General features: G+C 68.9%; 16 protein-coding genes. 10 read left to right on the forward strand and 6 right to left on the reverse strand.

Annotated elements, in window-relative coordinates; all coding sequences use genetic code 11:
- Nucleotides 1–70 precede the first annotated feature (70 nt).
- The gene (locus AC3B6C_RS17845; RefSeq protein ID WP_488373648.1) at nucleotides 71–1,492 is read right to left on the reverse strand and encodes a condensation domain-containing protein; all 1,422 of its coding nucleotides are present in this window, start codon (nucleotides 1,490–1,492) and stop codon (nucleotides 71–73) included.
- A gap of 301 nt (nucleotides 1,493–1,793) precedes the next feature.
- On the opposite strand from AC3B6C_RS17845, the gene AC3B6C_RS17850 reads away from it, so the two are divergent.
- From AC3B6C_RS17850 to AC3B6C_RS17865, 4 genes are all read left to right on the forward strand, one after another.
- Entirely contained in the window at nucleotides 1,794–2,825 is a 1,032-nt protein-coding gene (locus AC3B6C_RS17850; protein WP_488357775.1) for an alpha/beta hydrolase, read from the forward strand.
- 88 nt (nucleotides 2,826–2,913) lie between these two features.
- On the forward strand, nucleotides 2,914–3,648 hold the full coding sequence (pyrH, locus tag AC3B6C_RS17855; protein ID WP_010841488.1) for a UMP kinase: 735 nt from the start codon (nucleotides 2,914–2,916) through the stop codon (nucleotides 3,646–3,648).
- Nucleotides 3,649–3,706: 58 nt separating this feature from the next.
- Nucleotides 3,707–4,264, forward strand: coding sequence for a ribosome recycling factor (frr, locus tag AC3B6C_RS17860; RefSeq protein ID WP_010841487.1), 558 nt, complete (start codon nucleotides 3,707–3,709; stop codon nucleotides 4,262–4,264).
- The gene (locus AC3B6C_RS17865; protein WP_014926477.1) at nucleotides 4,261–5,112 is read left to right on the forward strand and encodes a phosphatidate cytidylyltransferase; all 852 of its coding nucleotides are present in this window, start codon (nucleotides 4,261–4,263) and stop codon (nucleotides 5,110–5,112) included. The genes frr and AC3B6C_RS17865 overlap by 4 nt, the downstream gene beginning before the upstream one ends.
- 27 nt (nucleotides 5,113–5,139) lie before the next feature.
- Here the strand turns inward: AC3B6C_RS17865 and AC3B6C_RS17870 are convergent, their stop codons facing one another.
- Nucleotides 5,140–5,547: a LapA family protein gene (locus AC3B6C_RS17870; RefSeq protein ID WP_010841485.1), complete on the reverse strand. Its 408-nt coding sequence runs from the start codon at nucleotides 5,545–5,547 to the stop codon at nucleotides 5,140–5,142.
- A 30-nt stretch (nucleotides 5,548–5,577) separates the two neighbouring features.
- Between AC3B6C_RS17870 and rlmN the strand changes: the two genes are divergently transcribed.
- Nucleotides 5,578–6,684 carry a dual-specificity RNA methyltransferase RlmN gene (rlmN, locus tag AC3B6C_RS17875; protein WP_010841484.1) on the forward strand — a complete coding sequence of 369 codons (1,107 nt, stop codon included), beginning with the start codon at nucleotides 5,578–5,580 and terminating at the stop codon, nucleotides 6,682–6,684.
- Nucleotides 6,685–6,760: 76 nt separating this feature from the next.
- On the opposite strand, the gene AC3B6C_RS17880 is transcribed toward rlmN, so the two are convergent.
- Nucleotides 6,761–7,057: a DUF2631 domain-containing protein gene (locus AC3B6C_RS17880; protein WP_014926479.1), complete on the reverse strand. Its 297-nt coding sequence runs from the start codon at nucleotides 7,055–7,057 to the stop codon at nucleotides 6,761–6,763.
- 143 nt (nucleotides 7,058–7,200) lie between these two features.
- On the opposite strand from AC3B6C_RS17880, the gene dxr reads away from it, so the two are divergent.
- The 5 genes from dxr to AC3B6C_RS17905 all read left to right on the forward strand — a co-directional run bounded on the left by dxr (nucleotide 7,201) and on the right by AC3B6C_RS17905 (nucleotide 13,694).
- On the forward strand, nucleotides 7,201–8,376 hold the full coding sequence (gene dxr / locus AC3B6C_RS17885; RefSeq protein WP_488373649.1) for a 1-deoxy-D-xylulose-5-phosphate reductoisomerase: 1,176 nt from the start codon (nucleotides 7,201–7,203) through the stop codon (nucleotides 8,374–8,376).
- A gap of 51 nt (nucleotides 8,377–8,427) precedes the next feature.
- The gene (locus tag AC3B6C_RS17890) at nucleotides 8,428–9,654 is read left to right on the forward strand and encodes a M50 family metallopeptidase (protein ID WP_488373650.1); all 1,227 of its coding nucleotides are present in this window, start codon (nucleotides 8,428–8,430) and stop codon (nucleotides 9,652–9,654) included.
- Nucleotides 9,655–9,739: 85 nt separating this feature from the next.
- Entirely contained in the window at nucleotides 9,740–10,927 is a 1,188-nt protein-coding gene (ispG, locus tag AC3B6C_RS17895) for a flavodoxin-dependent (E)-4-hydroxy-3-methylbut-2-enyl-diphosphate synthase (RefSeq protein ID WP_014926482.1), read from the forward strand.
- 31 nt (nucleotides 10,928–10,958) lie between these two features.
- Nucleotides 10,959–11,795, forward strand: coding sequence for a GNAT family N-acetyltransferase (locus AC3B6C_RS17900; RefSeq protein WP_010841479.1), 837 nt, complete (start codon nucleotides 10,959–10,961; stop codon nucleotides 11,793–11,795).
- A gap of 57 nt (nucleotides 11,796–11,852) precedes the next feature.
- Nucleotides 11,853–13,694: a penicillin-binding transpeptidase domain-containing protein gene (locus tag AC3B6C_RS17905; protein ID WP_488373651.1), complete on the forward strand. Its 1,842-nt coding sequence runs from the start codon at nucleotides 11,853–11,855 to the stop codon at nucleotides 13,692–13,694.
- Here the strand turns inward: AC3B6C_RS17905 and AC3B6C_RS17910 are convergent.
- Genes AC3B6C_RS17910 through AC3B6C_RS17920 form a run of 3 tightly spaced genes read right to left on the reverse strand, consistent with a single transcriptional unit; the run spans nucleotide 13,636 to nucleotide 16,633 of the window.
- Nucleotides 13,636–14,478 (reverse strand): heme ABC transporter ATP-binding protein, encoded by an 843-nt coding sequence (locus AC3B6C_RS17910; RefSeq protein WP_488357782.1) that lies wholly within the window; start codon nucleotides 14,476–14,478, stop codon nucleotides 13,636–13,638. The two genes, AC3B6C_RS17905 and AC3B6C_RS17910, sit on opposite strands and share 59 nt — an antisense overlap.
- Nucleotides 14,472–15,614: a FecCD family ABC transporter permease gene (locus AC3B6C_RS17915; protein ID WP_488373652.1), complete on the reverse strand. Its 1,143-nt coding sequence runs from the start codon at nucleotides 15,612–15,614 to the stop codon at nucleotides 14,472–14,474. Before AC3B6C_RS17915 ends, AC3B6C_RS17910 begins: the two co-directional genes overlap by 7 nt.
- Complete coding sequence (locus AC3B6C_RS17920; RefSeq protein WP_014926487.1) at nucleotides 15,611–16,633, reverse strand: heme/hemin ABC transporter substrate-binding protein; 1,023 nt, start codon at nucleotides 16,631–16,633, stop codon at nucleotides 15,611–15,613. Before AC3B6C_RS17920 ends, AC3B6C_RS17915 begins: the two co-directional genes overlap by 4 nt.
- Between the last annotated feature and the right edge of the window lie 95 nt (nucleotides 16,634–16,728).

The following is a 16,728-nucleotide window of genomic DNA, read 5'->3' on the forward strand; positions in this document are numbered from 1 at the left end:
AGAGCAGCCCAGGCTCCCGGGCGATCGCCGATCGCGCCGGTCGGCCGCCGTCCCGCCGCGGGGCCGGCGGTCACGGTGCGAGAGCCGGCAGCGAGGGTCGGTAGTCGCCCAGGTCGGCGACCGCCGACATCACCGCGACGAATCGTTCGACGTACTGCGTCACGGACTCATGAGCGATCTCGGTGTCGGGGTACAGCAACGTGATCGAGGTCTCGCCGGAGAACCGATTGACCCACATGTACACCTCCTCGCTGCTGCCGCGATTACCGAAGAGGCACCCGTTCCCGGCTTCGAAGATCTCGACGCCCGGGAGCTTGCGGACGTCGATGTAGGACACCATCGGCACCGCCCAGCCGGACCGGACCGCGATGCCGTCGCCGGGTTCCACGAGTTCGAGGACCCGGTGGAACGATATGTCGGTCAACTCTTTTCCGGACTCGTAGCTGCGCGCGGCCTCCGGTGCCAGCGAGCGGAACGTCGCGTCGTCGTCGACGGTGAGCGGAACCGGGATCAGACTCGTGAACCAGCCCACCGACTTCAGCTCCGCGGCGCCCGACCTCGTGCTCTTCGGCGTCATCCCGAAATACTCACTCCGGCCGGTGAACTCGGCATAGACGAGGGCGGCTGCCGTCATGATCCCGGCGATCATGTTGGCTCCCAGCTCGCGACAGATCTGTTCGAAACGCGCGGCCGTGGGCTCGTCGAACAGGGTCGAGTTCACGATTGCGCTGCGCGTATACGTCTGTCCGCCGGTGCCGAGCGGCAACGGGAAACTCGGCAGGCGCCCACCGTTCGCCTGCACCAGATCGATCCAGCGCTGGACGTGCGGCGATCGACGGGTCAGCCGGCGCGACACGTCGCGCTCGCGCGCGCAGTAGTCGAGGTAGCTGCCGACCGGGGGCAGCTCGACGTCGCCACCGAAGGCCTCGTTCATGTAGAGCGACAACAGGTCCACGCAGGTGATCGCCTGTGAGATCCCGTCGGTGTTGAGGTGATCGGCCGCGGCGTAGAGCGTGAACCCGCCCTCCCACTCGATGGCCCCGAAGGTGAAACAGTCCCAGTTGAACGGCCCCGAGGTCTCGTCCTGCACATGCGTCCGCAGCTGCGGGGCGTCGCGGTGGCCGTATGCGACCGGAACCATTTCGACGACCTCCGGGGGCACGAGATGGCGGAGGACCGAACCGTCGTCCTCCATCGAGAACCAGGACCGGAAGCTGTCGTGGCGCCGCACGAACTCGTTGACCGCGATCGTCATCGCGGAGACGTCCAGGGGCGCCGAGACGTCGAAGGCCATGAGACAGAGCCGGGCGAAGCGGAACCCCGCGGACTCGTTGCGCCAGGCAACCCGCAGGTACTCCTCCTGCTGGTGGGACGGCGGGGAGGGATGCACAGGAGCCCGATCGGCATTCGTCACCGAAGCGAGGGAGGCCACCCAGCTGGTCAGGTGACCGGCGCGGGGCTCCCATTCCTCGATGAGGCCGAACTTCATCATGTGTGTACCTCGATTCGCCTGCGGGAAAGTGGATTCGGCGACCGATGCACGACAGGTGCCCGAGGTTCCCCGGACGGTGGAGCGGCCGACCGGGACGGACCCTACCGCACGGTAACCTCGGTGGTCGCCGAAACAGGGACAACCACGGTGTGATGAGACGCTGTAACAGTCCTCGTCTCTCTGTGTCATCGAATGCCGTTGTGGTGCCGGACGATTGACCCATGTGGACATCCGGCGGTGCGTCGGGCACACTGCCGTGGTTGCGTGTGACGCCGGTCGCACCCGAATGAAGGCGAGGGGTATGGACGACGGGTCTGCCGACGTGGATCGGGCGTGGCGCAGGCACTCGCCGATGCGGGTGGCCGTACTCGTGACCGCGCTGGTCGTCTCGACTCTCGGAATGGTGGTGCCCGCCGCCGCGTCACCCGCGCCCGCTCGCATCGTCGCCGAGACGGTTCAGCGCGGAGGCGAGATCGAGGTCGGCGTCCGGTCCGCCGCGATGCGCCGGGTGGTTCCGGTCAAGGTGTGGCCCGCCCGCGGAACCGGGCCCGCGCCGACGCTCTACCTCCTCAACGGAGCGGCGGGCGGCGACGGCGGGAGCAGCTGGTTCGACCGGACCGACATCCGGACGTTCTTCGCCGACGAGAACGTCAACATCGTCGTCCCGATGGGCGGCGCGGCGAGTTACTTCACCGACTGGCAGCGACCCGACCCCGTGTTGGGGAGGCAGAAATGGGCGACCTTCCTCACCGAGGAGCTGCCCGCAACGATCGACGAGCGCTTCGACGGCACCGGACGCAACGCGATCGCCGGGATCTCGATGGCGGGCACGTCGGTGTTCCAGTTGGCCCTTCACGCACCGTCCGTGTATCAGGCACTCGGTTCGTTCAGCGGCTGTGCCCAGACCAGCGATCCGCTCGGTCAGGCCGTCGTCCGGATGGTCGTCGAGGGTCGCGGCGGTGGGAACACCCTGAACATGTGGGGACCGCCCGACGATCCGGCCTGGCGTGCCAACGACCCGTACCTGCATGCCGAGGAGTTCCGGGGGACGTCGATCTACGTGTCGAACGGGTCCGGGATGCCGGGCCGATACGACACCCTGGACGGTCCCGGTATCGACGGCAACGGCTCCAAGCTGTTCGACCAGATCGCGGTCGGGGCGGTGATCGAGACGGCCACGGCGCAGTGCACGCGCAACCTCCGGCGCCGGATGCGCGACATCGGTGTCCCGGCGACGTTCCACCTCTATGAAGGCGGCACCCACGCGTGGCCGTACTGGCAGGACGAACTGCATCGTGCCTGGCCGCAGTTCGAGGCGGCCCTGCGCGGGTGAACTCTCCCGCGGCGCGCACGACGCGTGTCGCGGGTCGATTCCGGTGAAGACGTACGATAGTTCACCGAACCGACGAGTGAGGAAGCCGATGAGTGAAGCGTCCGACCCCATCCGGCGGGATGGATTCCGTAGGGTCTTGCTGAAGTTGGGCGGCGAGATGTTCGGTGGAGGAGAGGTCGGGCTCGATCCCGACGTGGTGGGCACCGTCGCCGACCAGATCGCCGACGTCGTCAATTCCGGTGTCCAGGTCGCCGTCGTGATCGGCGGCGGGAACTTCTTCCGCGGCGCCGAACTGCAGCAACGAGGCCTCGACCGAAGCCGCTCGGACTACATGGGCATGCTCGGCACGGTCATGAACTGCCTTGCGCTGCAGGACTTCCTGGAGAAGCGCGGGATCTCGACCCGGGTGCAGACCGCCATCACGATGGGACAGGTGGCCGAGCCGTACCTGCCGCTGCGTGCACAGCGGCACCTGGAGAAGGGGCGCGTGGTGATCTTCGGCGCGGGCATGGGGATGCCGTACTTCTCCACCGACACCACCGCCGCCCAGCGTGCGCTGGAGATCAAGGCCGAGGTGGTCCTGATGGCCAAGGCGGTCGACGGTGTGTACGACGCCGACCCGCGCACCAACCCCGACGCCACGATGTTCACCGAGATCACCCACCGCGAGGTGCTCGACAAGGAGCTCAAGGTCGCCGACGCGACGGCCTTCAGCCTGTGTATGGACAACAAGATGCCGATCTTGGTGTTCAATTTGCTCCAACAGGGCAATATCGCCCGTGCAGTCGCAGGCGACCGCATCGGCACCCTGGTCAGCACCTGAACCCGACGCCTGACCCTGAGATCGACGAGAACACCGACTGAACGGAACAAGGACGAACATGATCGACGACGCGTTGCTCGACGCCGAGGAGAAGATGGAGAAGGCGGTCAACGTCGCCAAGGAGGACATGGGTTCGATCCGGACCGGGCGCGCCAACCCGTCCATGTTCAACAAGATCAACATCGAGTACTACGGCTCGATCACCCCCGTGACGCAGGTTGCGAGCATCAACACGCCCGAACCGCGCCTCGTCGTGATCAAGCCGTACGAGGCGTCGACGCTGCGTGACATCGAGACCGCGATCCGCAACTCCGACCTCGGGGTCAATCCGACCAACGACGGCACGATCATCCGGGTCGCCGTCCCACAGCTCACCGAGGAGCGGCGCCGCGAGCTCGTCAAGCAGGCCAAGGGCAAGGGTGAGGACGCGAAGGTCGCGATCCGCAACGTGCGTCGCAAGGCGGCCGACGAGCTCAAGCGCATCCAGAAGGACGGCGAGGCCGGCGAAGACGAGGTCACCCGCGCCGAGAAGGAACTGGACAAGACCACGGCGACCTATGTGCATCAGATCGACGAGCTGGTGAAGCACAAAGAAGACGAATTGCTCGAGGTGTGAACGAGGTTCCGCAACGAGGCGGTGAGAAGAAGTCGCGCGCGGGGCGCGATCTGCCGGCCGCCATCGCGGTCGGCGGCACGCTCGGCATCAGCATCATCGCGATCCTGATCTTCGTACCGAAGGTCTGGTACGGCCTCGTGGCGGTCGCCTTCGCGATCGCCACCTGGGAGGTCGTCAAACGCCTCCGGACCGGTGGATACGCGGTGGCGCTCTGGCCGCTTCTCATCGGCGGGCAGGCCATAATCTGGGCGAGCTGGCCCTGGGGCCCGACCGGCGCGCTCGTCGCCTTCGTGGCGACGGTCCTGGTGTCCATGGTGTGGAAGCTCCTCGGGCAAGGCATCAACAATGCGCCGGTCGACTACCTGCGCGACCTCGCGGTCACCGTGTTCGTCCTGGCGTGGCTGCCGCTGCTCGCCTCGTTCGGCGCGCACCTCGTGGTGCAGGACGACGGCGCCGCGCGGGTGGCCACGCTGATGGTCGTAGTGGTGTGCTCCGACGTCGGCGGCTATGCCGCGGGCGTGATGTTCGGCAAGCACCCGATGGCACCGGCGATCAGCCCGAAGAAGTCCTGGGAAGGCATGGTGGGCTCCCTCGTCGTCGGCACCGTCGGCGCCGTCGGATGCGTGGTGTATCTGCTGGAGAGCCACTGGTGGATCGGCATCATCCTGGGACCGGTCCTGGTGGTCTGCGCGACCCTCGGTGATCTCGTCGAATCGCAGGTGAAGCGCGATCTCGGCATCAAGGACATGGGCACACTGCTGCCCGGGCACGGCGGCATCATGGACCGCCTCGACAGCCTGCTGCCGTCGGCGTTCGTGGTGTGGGTCGTGCTGACCGCACTGCTCTGACCCCGGGCAAGGGCCCCGGCGTCCGTGCTACTTCGCGGCCTTCTTCAGCGCACGCCGCAGCTGTAGCATCCGCAGACCGCCCACGAGCGCCACGATCAGCGCGCCGGCGATGGCCGCGATGAGCAGGCTCACCCCGAGCGGCAGATTCACTTCCCAGAACAGCAGCTCGATCTCCTGCGAGTCGAGGTTCTGCACGATGAAGACCAGGAGCAGGACGAGGATGATCGCACCGATCACCACGCCGAACCAGGTCGCCCGGGTCCGCGTGTGCTCCACATCGGCGACCGTGCGTCGGAGGCGATCGCGGTGGTCGGGGTCGGGGGAGTGCTGATCAGGTGTGTGCGGGTGGCCGGTCGCCGGTACCGGTGCCCCGGCGGGCTGTTCGCCCCACGCAGGTACCGAACCCGTGTGCCGTCGGTCCTCGGGTGTCGTCATCGCTTCATCATGACATGCGACAATGGCGAAATGACCTCATTGCCACTTGTGTTCGACGCGCCCCGACGCGGGCGTCCGCCGACACACTTCGCCGACCTCGACGCCGCCGGTCGCGTCGCGGCGCTGGCCGAGCTGGGGCTGCCGAAGTTCCGGGCCGATCAGCTGGCCCGTCAGTACTACGCGCGTCTCAACGGCAACGTCGACGAGATGACCGACCTGCCCGCAGGCTCCCGCGAAGGGGTGCGGGACAAGCTCTTCCCGCAGCTGTTGACCCCGGTCCGGCACATCTCCTGCGACGACGACTCCACCCGCAAGACGCTGTGGCGTCTGCACGACGGCACCCTCCTCGAGAGCGTTCTCATGCGCTACACCGAGCGGAACACCCTGTGTATCTCGAGCCAGGCCGGATGCGGCATGGCCTGCCCGTTCTGCGCGACCGGACAGGGCGGGCTCGATCGCAACCTGTCGACAGCCGAGATCGTCGACCAGGTCCGTGCCGCGGCTCGTGCGCTGCGTGACGGCGAGCTCGGCGAGCCCGGGCGCCTGTCGAACGTCGTGTTCATGGGCATGGGCGAGCCGCTGGCCAACTACAAGCGCGTGGTGAACGCAGTCCGGCAGATCACCTCGCCGGCGCCGGACGGTCTCGGGATCTCGGCACGCTCGGTGACCGTGTCGACCGTCGGCCTCGCGCCGTCGATCCGTCGTCTCGCCGACGAGGGCCTCGCGGTCACCCTCGCCGTCTCGCTCCACACGCCCGACGACGAGCTGCGCGACACCCTCGTCCCGGTGAACAACCGATGGTCGGTCGACGAGGTCCTCGAGGCGGCCCGCTACTACGCCGACACCACCGGACGACGCGTCTCGATCGAGTACGCCCTCATCCGGGACGTCAACGACCAGCCCTGGCGAGCCGACCTGCTGGGGCAGAAACTGCACCGCGCCCTCGGGTCACTCGTGCACGTGAACCTCATCCCGCTGAATCCGACGCCGGGCTCGGAATGGGACGCCAGTCCCAAACCGGTCGAACGCGAGTTCGTCCGGCGTGTCCGCGAACAGGGAGTCTCGTGCACCGTCCGCGACACGCGCGGTCAGGAGATCGCCGCCGCCTGCGGACAGCTGGCCGCCGAGGAGCGCTGAGGCACGACGAGGCAGAACGAGAAAACGCCGAGCGGATCACCGCTCGGCGTCTCTCATGGATCTGGTGTCGTGGCGGTCAGGACCACTTTCCGCGGTTCATCCACCAGCCGCGGACCGCGAAGAACAGCGTCCCCACGGCGAAGGCGATGAGGTACAGGTCCTCGATGTGGCCGGTGTGGTTGCCGATGATCATCGCGAGCAGGAACAGCGCGAAGAAGATGGCCGCACCGTAGAAGGTCTTGGTCGCCGCACCGTGCCAGCCGAACCGGGCGGACGGGGCATCGGCGGGCTCGCGGCGCCAGCCGGTGTCGATGACCTCGACGTGGCCTCCTTCGCCATGCCCCACAGTGTGCTCCACATCGGTGCTTGCCACAGCCACTCCTCACAGCGCGGACGTCAGATGTCTGACGATCGGTAGTAGTTCTCCGAGCAGCATAGCGGCACACCGCGCCCGCGGGTCTGTCCGGTGCCACCGGCGACGGCGTCCGCCGAATCGGGATGGTCCAGAATGGGTGCGTGCCCACACGTGTGCTGATCCTCGGTTCCACCGGTTCCATCGGCGTCCAGGCGCTCGAGGTGGTCGCCGAGCACCCGGACCTCTTCGAGGTCGTCGGTCTCGGCGCCGGCGGATCGCACCCCGGTCTCCTCGCCGAACAGGCCGCCGCGTTCGGCGTCCCGGCCGCGCGGATCGCCGTCGCGGATGCCGCGCGGGCACCGGAACTCTCCGAACGGCTCGGCGGCCGGGTGCTCGGCGGGCCCGACGCCATGTGCGACCTGATCGACGCGGTCGTCGCGGACACCGGGGTGGATGTGATCCTCAACGCGGTCGTCGGGTCGATCGGACTCGCGCCCAGTCTCACCGCACTCCGATCGGGTGCCCGGCTCGCGCTGGCCAACAAGGAGTCGCTCGTCGCCGGTGGCGCACTCGTCCTCGACGCGGCCGCGCCCGGGCAGATCGTGCCGGTCGACTCCGAGCACTCCGCCATCGCGCAGTGCCTGCGCGCCGGGACGGCAGCCGAGGTCGACCGGCTGGTCCTCACCGCCTCGGGTGGCCCGTTCCGGGGGTGGACCCGCGCGCAGCTCGAGGACGTCACCCCCGAGCAGGCCGGCCACCATCCCACGTGGTCGATGGGTCCGATGATCACGCTCAACTCGGCGACCCTGGTCAACAAGGCGCTCGAGGTCATCGAGGCGCATCTGCTGTTCGGCGTCGACTACGACCACATCGACGTCACCGTCCACCCGCAGTCGATCGTGCACTCGATGGTGACCTTCGTCGACGGCGCAACCGTGGCCAAGGCCTCACCGCCGTCGATGAAACTGCCCATCGCGCTGGCCCTGGGATGGCCGGACCGGGTGCCTGGTTCGTCGGCCGCGTGCGACTTCTCGACCGCGTCGTCGTGGACGTTCGAGCCCGTCGACGACACGGTGTTCCCGGCGATCGAGCTGGCGCGGCGCGCGGGAAGCGCGGGGGGCAGCCTGACGGCCGTCTACAACGCGGCGAACGAGGCCGCCGCGGCCGGGTTCTTCGCGGGCGCGATCCGCTTCCCGCGCATCGTCGAGGTCATCGAGGAGGTGCTCGGCGAGGCCGATCAGTGGGCCCGGACGCCAGGTACTGTGGAAGAGGTCTTCGCCGCCGATCGGTGGGCCCGGGATAGCGCTGCGCAGCTGGTCGCGGCCGCATCCTTCTGATCGGCGGCCCTCGTGAGCGGGTACGCCCCGTGATCCGGATGGAGTAGGTACGTGAGTTTCGCGATCGGCGTGACGCTGTTTGCCGTGGCGCTGTTGCTGTCGGTCGCCTGGCATGAGTGTGGTCACATGTGGGCCGCGCAGGCGACGGGCATGAAGGTCCGACGGTACTTCGTCGGCTTCGGTCCCACGATCTGGTCCACCCGTCGAGGCGAGACCGAGTACGGGATCAAGGCGCTGCCGCTGGGCGGCTTCTGCGACATCGCGGGGATGACCCCGCACGAGGAACTCGCCTGGGACGAGAAAGACCGGGCGATGTACAAGCAGAAGGCGTGGAAGCGCCTCGTCGTGCTGTTCGCCGGACCGGCCCAGAACTTCATCCTCGGTTTCGTGCTGATCATCATCGTCGGATTGAGTTTCGGGTTGCCCGACCTCAGTCCGCCGCCGGTGCCCGCGCGGGTCGCCGAGACCCAGTGCGTGTCGTCGACCATCACCATCGCCGGCAATGACCAGACGAACTCCCCGTGCACCGGTTCCGGTCCCGCGGGTGCCGCCGGACTGCTCCCGGGCGACGACATCGTCGCCATCAACGGTCAGCCGGTCGGCCAGGCGTCGGACCTGACCCCGGTGATCCGCGAGTCGACCGGACCGGTCGCGCTGACCGTCGACCGTGACGGCCGCCGACTCGACCTGACGATGACCCCGGAACCCGTCACGGTCACCGCGACGAAGTCGGACGGCACGACGGAGACCCAGACCTACAACATGGTCGGCATCGCCTACGACGTCCCGCCGGGGATGATCCAGTACGGCGTGATCGACATCGTGCCCGGCGCGTTCGCGTTCACCGGTGACCTCATCGTCGAGACCTGGAACGCACTGCTGTCGCTGCCGTCGAAGATCGGTGACCTGTGGACGGCGGTCACCGGCGGGGAACGCGCACTCGACACCCCGGTCAGCGTCTACGGCGCGTCGGTGCTCGGCGGCCAGGCCGTCGAGCGCGGTCTGTGGGACATGTTCTGGATGCTCCTGATCAGCATCAACTTCTTCCTGGGGCTGTTCAACCTGGTGCCGTTGCTCCCGCTCGACGGCGGGCACATGGCGATCGTCGGCTACGAGAAGGGGCGCGACACCGTGCGGCGCTGGTTCGGCCGCGCCCCCGGTGGTGCCGTCGACTACTACAAGCTGCTCCCGATCACCTACGCGGCGGTGGTGGTGATGGCCGGCTTCATGGTGCTCACGCTCACCGCCGACATCGTCAACCCGATCAATCCCTGGTGAACACATCCGGCGTGAGCCCGCACGACGAACACCCTGTGACCCCGCCCGACCACACCGACACTCCGATTCCCCAGAGGTGAACGAGATGAACGCCCCGACTCCCGCGAACGCCGTGCCGATCGGACTCGGCATGCCCGCCGGGCCACCCCCGGTGCTCGCCCCGCGGCGAAAGACCCGGCAGTTCTTCGTCGGCTCGGTCGGCGTCGGCAGCGACCACCCGATCTCGGTGCAGTCGATGACGACGACCAAGACCCACGACATCAACGCCACGCTCCAGCAGATCGCCGAGCTGACCGCCTCGGGATGCGACATCGTGCGCGTCGCGTGCCCCCGTCCCGAGGACGCCGAAGCGCTGCCGATCATCGCCAAGAAGTCCAAGATCCCGGTGATCGCCGACATCCACTTCCAGCCGAAGTACATCTTCGCCGCGATCGACGCCGGGTGTGCCGCGGTGCGTGTCAACCCGGGCAACATCAAGGAGTTCGACGGTCGGGTGAAGGAGGTCGCCAAGGCGGCCGGTGATGCCGGCATCCCGATCCGGATCGGCGTCAACGCCGGCTCGCTCGACAAGCGCATCCTGCAGAAGTACGGCAAGGCGACCCCCGAGGCCCTCGTCGAGTCGGCGCTCTGGGAGGCCGGGCTGTTCGAGGAGCACGGCTTCGGCGACATCAAGATCTCGGTGAAGCACAACGACCCGGTGATCATGGTGGAGGCCTACCGCCAGCTCGCCGCCGCCTGTGACTACCCGCTGCACCTCGGCGTCACCGAGGCCGGGCCGTCGTTCCAGGGCACGATCAAGTCCGCGGTGGCGTTCGGTGCGCTCCTCAGCGAGGGCATCGGCGACACCATCCGAGTGTCGCTGTCGGCACCGCCGGCCGAGGAGATCAAGGTCGGCGATCAGATCCTGCAGTCGCTGAATCTCCGCCCCCGCAAACTCGAAATCGTCTCCTGCCCGTCGTGCGGACGCGCCCAGGTCGACGTGTACAAACTCGCCGACGAGGTCACCGCGGGACTCGAGGGCATGGAGGTACCGCTGCGCGTCGCCGTGATGGGGTGCGTCGTCAACGGTCCCGGCGAAGCCCGGGAAGCCGACCTCGGCGTCGCATCCGGCAACGGCAAGGGTCAGATCTTCGTCAAGGGTGAGGTCATCAAGACCGTCCCCGAGGCGCAGATCGTGGAGACCTTGATCGAAGAAGCGCTGCGGATCGCCGAGGAATCAGGAGAAACTGGAGACGGTACAACTGTGGGCGCGCCCGTGGTGACCGTTTCGTAGGTCGGCGGAAGCCCGGAGAGGAGGAGCGGCGTTGCTGAAGCTACTGGGCGACAAGCCGCTCGGCGCTCGTGATGCGGCTGCCGTCGAACGTGTCCTCACCTCCGACCCGGTGGCGATGTGCATGGTGGCGGCCCGATTCGAGACGCACGGGATCAACCCCCGCCTCCTCGGCGGTGAGCTGTGGACGGCGCACAATCCGGCGTCGTCGCTCTGTTTCTCCGGCGCGAATCTGATCCCGCTCGTCGGGTCGCCGGGCGATCTCGACTACTTCTCCGACCGCGCCGTCGCCGCCCCGCGGGCGTGTTCGTCGATCGTCGGCCGCGCCGAACTCGTGTTGCAGATGTGGGACCAGATCGAGCCGGTGTGGGGTCCGGCGCGAGAGGTCAGACCGGTGCAGCCGCTGCTCGCCCTCACCACCTGCTCGGCGGTACCCGCCGACCCCCTGGTGCGGCTGGTGACCCTCGACGACCTGGACGCGTACATGCCCGCGGCCATCGACATGTTCATCGGCGAGGTCGGTGTCGATCCGACGGCCGGCGACGGCGGCCGGTCCTACCGGCGTCGCCTCGCCTCGCTCATCACCGCGCAGCGGGTGTTCGCGCGGTTCGACGGCCCCGACGTGGTGTTCAAGGCCGAGATCGGCTCGCTGTCCCGCCGGGTCGGCCAGATCCAGGGTGTCTGGGTCGCTCCCGACCGTCGTGGCGAGGGGCTCGGGCTGGGCGGCACCGCCGCCGTCGCGGAGGCCGTCGCCGCGCACGGGCGTATCCCCAGTCTCTACGTGAACGGCTTCAACGTCACCGCGCGGGCGGTGTACGAGCGCATCGGATTCACCGAGGTCGGCACCTTCGCGACCGTCCTCGTCGACTGACCGCCCTGCCGCGTGGCGTCGCGGGAATCCGACCGCGCCACCCTAGACTCGACCTCGATGTGGCGCATGCGAACTCGATGGACCCCGGCGGTGATCGTCGCGCTGTGTGCTGCCGTGACGGTGGCCACGGTCGGCTGTTCGGCCTCCGAGGACGACGGTCCCCGCCGCGCCGCCGAACGCTTCCTCCAGGCCTATGCCGACCGTGAGGTCGCCTCCGCGGCCGCACTGACCGACGCACCCGGCGTTGCGGAGTCCGCGATGGAGTCGGCCTGGGCCGGTCTGGGTGCCGAGGCGCTCGAGTCGCAGGCCGGCCGGGTTCGCGTCACCGGTGACACCGCCGAGGTGGACGTCGACTACCAGTGGGCGCTGCCGCGGGGTCGCGACTGGACCTATGACGCCACCCTGCGGATGGGCCGCTCCGACGACGGCTGGGCGGTGCGCTGGGCGTCGACGAACATCCATCCGAAACTCGGTGCGGACCAACGGCTCTCGCTTCAGATCGTCGAGGCGCCGCGCGCCACGGTCAACGAGGCCGACGGCTCGGAGGTGATGGTCAACGGCAGCGTCGTCGGCGTCAACTTCGACCCGGCCGCCGCCGCCGAACAAGGAGCGTCGATCGCCGAGTCGGTGACCGCCGCGGTGGCGGTGCTGCGCCGGTTCAGCCCGTCGCTCGACGAGCAGACGATCACCGAACAGGTCACCGCCAACCGGCAGCAGTACCCGCTCGCCCGGCTCTCGCACGAGCAGTTCGACCGACTGCGCGACCAGCTGGCGATCCCCGGCGTGGTGACCAATGAACAGGCGGAACTGGTCCCCGAGGACCCGAGATTCGCGCCCGCACTGCTGACCGAGGTCAAGAAGGTCGTCGACTCCGAGGTGTCGGGACGCGCGGGCTGGCGCGTGGTCACGGTCAATCCCAACGGCCTCGACGCCGACGTGCTCGCCGATCACGACCCCGACCCCGCGCCGGCGGTCTCGCTGAGCCTGTCCCGGACGGTGCAGAACGCGGCCCAGCGAGCGGTCAATGCCACCAACCGTTTTCAGATCGCGCTCGTGGCCGTGCAACCGTCCACCGGACGGATCCTCGCGGTTGCGCAGAATCCCGCCGCCGACCGGCAGGGTCCCATCGCGACGACCGGTCTGTACCCGCCCGGCTCGACGTTCAAGATGGTGACCGCCGCGGCCGCGATCAGCCGACGCATGGCCACCCCCGACACCCCCGTCGGATGTCCCGGTGCAATCCAGATCGGGCCGCGCCTGATCCCGAACTACGACGGTTTCTCGCTCGGCACCGTGTCGATGCTGCGAGCGTTCGCGCAGTCGTGCAACACCACGTTCGCCAAGCTCGCCAGCCAGATGGGTCCGTCGGACCTCGCGCACGCCGCGGCTGCGATGGGCATCGGACAGCAGTACGAGATCGCCGGCCTCGACGCCGTGTCCGGGTCGGTGCCGATCGAGAACGAACTCGTCGCCCGCAGTGAGGACGGCTTCGGACAGGGCAAGGTGCTCGTCTCGCCGCTGGGCCTCGCGCTCGTCGCCGCGACCGTCGCGAACGGCACCAAGGCGCCGGTGCCGCAACTCATCCTGGACAAGCCCACGAAGGTCGAGGGGCCGACGCCGACCATGGCGCCCGAGGTCTACGACCAGCTCCGCCCGATGATGCGGGCCGTGATCACGAGCGGTACGGCATCGGTGATCGACGGGCAGGGAGCGGTGTTCGGCAAAACAGGTGAGGCTGAGTTCGCCGGCGGGTCACACGCCTGGTTCGCCGGCTACCGCGGCGACATCGCCTTCGCGACCCTCGTCGTGGGTGGCGGGGACTCGAACAACGCGGTGGCCGTCACCCGCGACTTCTTCGGTGGTCTCGGACCGGGGTACGCGGTGCGCCCTCTGCCCTGACGGGCAGGACCACCCGTCGACCGGCGTGCTCGATGACCTCGACGGGGTGATCGTAGGTGCGGCTGAGCAGGTCGACGGTCATCACCTCGGACGTCGGTCCGCTCGCCAGCAACCGGCCGTCCTTCATCACGGCCACCCGGTCGGCGTAGGCCGCCGCGAGAGTCAGGTCGTGCACCACCAGCAGCACCGCGTTGCCCGCGTCGCGATGGATGCGCAGGATGTCGAGCACCTGCTCCTGGTGGTGGATGTCGAGGGCCGCGGTCGGCTCGTCGAGCATCATCACGGGAGTGTCCTGGGCGAGTGCACGAGCCAGGGAGACGCGTGCCTGCTGGCCGCCGGAGAGCTGTCCGAACGGGCGGTCGGCGATGTCGCCGAGTTCGCACAGCGCCATCGCGTCGGCGATCACGGCGGGGGAGTCGGCGGCGCGCGGTGTCCGCAGCCACGGGTACCGGCCCATCGCGACGACCTGGGCCACGGTGAAGGGCGTGTCGACCCGGTTCTGCTGCGTCACCAGCGAGCGGTGGCGCGCGAGTTCGCGCATCGAGGTCGACGTGACGTCGCGCCCGTCGACCTCGATGTGTCCCCGCTGTGGCGTGCGGGTGCCCGACAGCGCCGACAGCAGCGTCGACTTGCCACATCCGTTGGGTCCGACCAGGGCGACGAGTTCACCCGGCCCGACGTCGAGGGACACCCCGCGGACCACCTCGCGCCCGCCGAGGACGACCGAGACATCCTCTGCGCGGATGCCCAGGACCGTCGTGGCCGGGGTCTCGGCGGTCACCATCCGGCACCCGCATGACGGCTGCGACGCAGCAGGATGAAGAACACCGGACCGCCGATCAGCGACGTGAACATGCCGAGCGGGAGGTCGGCGTCACCGAGCATCGTCCGGGCGGCGAGGTCGGCGGCGGTGATGACCAGGGCCCCGCCGATGACGCTGGTGGGCAGCAGGATCGCGTGGCGCGGTCCGACGATGAGGCGCATCACGTGGGGTACCACGAGGCCGACGAAGGCGATGATCCCCGCGAAGGCGACCGCGGCGGCGGTCAACACCGCGGTCAGGACGATCGCCTGGCGACGGACGGCTTCGACGTTCACGCCGAGGGAGGCGGCCTGGATGTCGCCGAGGGCCAGCAGGTCGAGCTTGTGGACGAGGAACATGCAGGCGGCGACACCCGCGACGACGAGTGGTGCCACGACCCAGATCTCGCTCCAGGTGCGTCCGGCGAGCGAGCCGAGCTGCCAGAAGATGATCTGCTCGCGGGCGGCGGTGGTCGCGACGAAGGTCAGGAACGCGATGATCCCGGCGGCGAACGCGTTGACGGCGATGCCGGTGAGCACGAGCATGATCGCCGACGACGAGCCGTCCCGGAGGGACAACAGGTACACCGCCGCCGCCGTGATCAGACCGAACACGAACGCGGCACCGGCGAGAGCCCAATTGCCCGCGGCGCCACCGACTCCGGCGGTCCCACCGGCCAGCACGATCATCAGGCAGGCGCCGACCGCGGCGCCCGAGGAGACGCCGATGATGCCCGGCTCGGCCAACGGATTCGCGAGCACACCCTGGAGAAGGCAGCCCGCGGCACCGAGTGCGGCGCCGACGAACAGTCCGAGCACGATGCGGGGGAATCGCACATTCCACAGCGCGCCTTCGCCGTTCGGGTGTGACGGAAGCGGTCCCAGGTCGAGGTGGAAGTGGTGGGCGATGCTGCCGAGTACCTCGAGCGGCGGTACCGACACCTTGCCGGTGCCGGCCGACACGATGACGAGTACGACGGTGGCGACCAGCATCACGGCGACCACGGTGAGGTCGCGGACCCGATGCGGTGTGTCGCCGGGGGAGGGGAAGGCCGTCGACGCGGTGGTCGGTTCGGTCGCCGGCGCTGTCGTCGTCCGGGTGGGTGCCGGGTCGGTCATGCGTAGATCGACCTCGCGAGGGCGCCGAGCACGAGTCCGACCTCGGGTCCGAACGCCAGGATCTGGGTCTCGTCCATCTGGACGACCCGTGAATTTCGGCCGGCTTCGGTGTCGGCCACACCCGGCAACGTCAGGACCCCCGCGGGTCCGCCGACCGTCGCCGCGCCCTGGGTCATCACGAGGATGACGTCCGGGTCGGCGGTGATCATGGCCTCGGCGCTGATCGCGGTGAACGCGCCGGTGAGATCGGCCGCCGCACCGGCATCCCGGCCGCCGAGCGCCTCGATCAGGTCGTCGGCGCCCGATCCGGGCCCGGCCAGCAGCAGCAGGTTGCGTCCACGGATGTAGAGGAACGCCATCGTGGGATCTCCGGACGGGTCCGGCACCAGTTCGCGCGCCTCCTCGATCTGGGCGTCGGTCCGGGCGACGAGCTTCTCGCCCGCGTCGGGGACACCGAGCGCGGCGGCGACCGAGCGCATCAGGGTGTCGTTCGACTCGAGATCGCGGGCTGCCGGGAAGACCACAACGGCGACCCCGGAGTCGCGGATCTGGTCGACCGCGGTGGTCGGCACGGTCGACTCGCTGACGAGCAGCACGCTCGGGTCGAGTGCGAGAACGGATTCCGCGTTGAGGCTGTGTCCGCGGTTGGTCACCACCGGCAGCGACCTCGCCGAGGGAAAGGCGGTGGATGTGTCGCGCCCCACCACGCGGGACCCGAGTCCGAGGGCGTACACGATGTTGCCGAGGGTCCCGTTGATGTCGACGGCGATGATCCGGTCGGCGTCGCCGACGGTCACGTCGCCGTACCGGAGTGAGTCGACGGTGGCGGGCAGCCGAGGGGCGGGATTCTCGACGACGGGGGTGACGTCGGACTCCGCGAGTGTGGCGGTCTGCGGACCGGAGCGCAGCGACGCACCCGGCGAGTGCCGGTCCTGCTCGATCGGGGTGACGAAGCATGCCGACAGGCTCAGGACGGTCAGCACCATCACGAGCGCCGCCCGCAACCCCCTGGTCCGCACCGCGTCACCACCTCCATCGTCGGCCCGACGCCGCCGTCGGCTCCTCCCGGCGAGCTTAATGGCGATCGGTCCGTGGTCCGCCCACGGGCCTCGGC

The sequence above is a fragment of the Gordonia sp. 11cp genome (assembly GCF_057767225.1).

What these genes read in the sequence shown, in the direction of transcription:
- AC3B6C_RS17845 (WP_488373648.1), bottom strand. Translation starts at nt 1,492, where the DNA reads ATGATGAAGTTCGGCCTCATCGAGGAATGGGAGCCCCGCGCCGGTCAC.
- AC3B6C_RS17850 (WP_488357775.1), top strand. Translation starts at nt 1,794, where the DNA reads ATGGACGACGGGTCTGCCGACGTGGATCGGGCGTGGCGCAGGCACTCG.
- pyrH (WP_010841488.1), top strand. Translation starts at nt 2,914, where the DNA reads ATGAGTGAAGCGTCCGACCCCATCCGGCGGGATGGATTCCGTAGGGTC.
- frr (WP_010841487.1), top strand. Translation starts at nt 3,707, where the DNA reads ATGATCGACGACGCGTTGCTCGACGCCGAGGAGAAGATGGAGAAGGCG.
- AC3B6C_RS17870 (WP_010841485.1), bottom strand. Translation starts at nt 5,547, where the DNA reads ATGACGACACCCGAGGACCGACGGCACACGGGTTCGGTACCTGCGTGG.
- rlmN (WP_010841484.1), top strand. Translation starts at nt 5,578, where the DNA reads ATGACCTCATTGCCACTTGTGTTCGACGCGCCCCGACGCGGGCGTCCG.
- ispG (WP_014926482.1), top strand. Translation starts at nt 9,740, where the DNA reads ATGAACGCCCCGACTCCCGCGAACGCCGTGCCGATCGGACTCGGCATG.
- AC3B6C_RS17905 (WP_488373651.1), top strand. Translation starts at nt 11,853, where the DNA reads ATGTGGCGCATGCGAACTCGATGGACCCCGGCGGTGATCGTCGCGCTG.
- AC3B6C_RS17910 (WP_488357782.1), bottom strand. Translation starts at nt 14,478, where the DNA reads ATGGTGACCGCCGAGACCCCGGCCACGACGGTCCTGGGCATCCGCGCA.
- AC3B6C_RS17915 (WP_488373652.1), bottom strand. Translation starts at nt 15,614, where the DNA reads ATGACCGACCCGGCACCCACCCGGACGACGACAGCGCCGGCGACCGAA.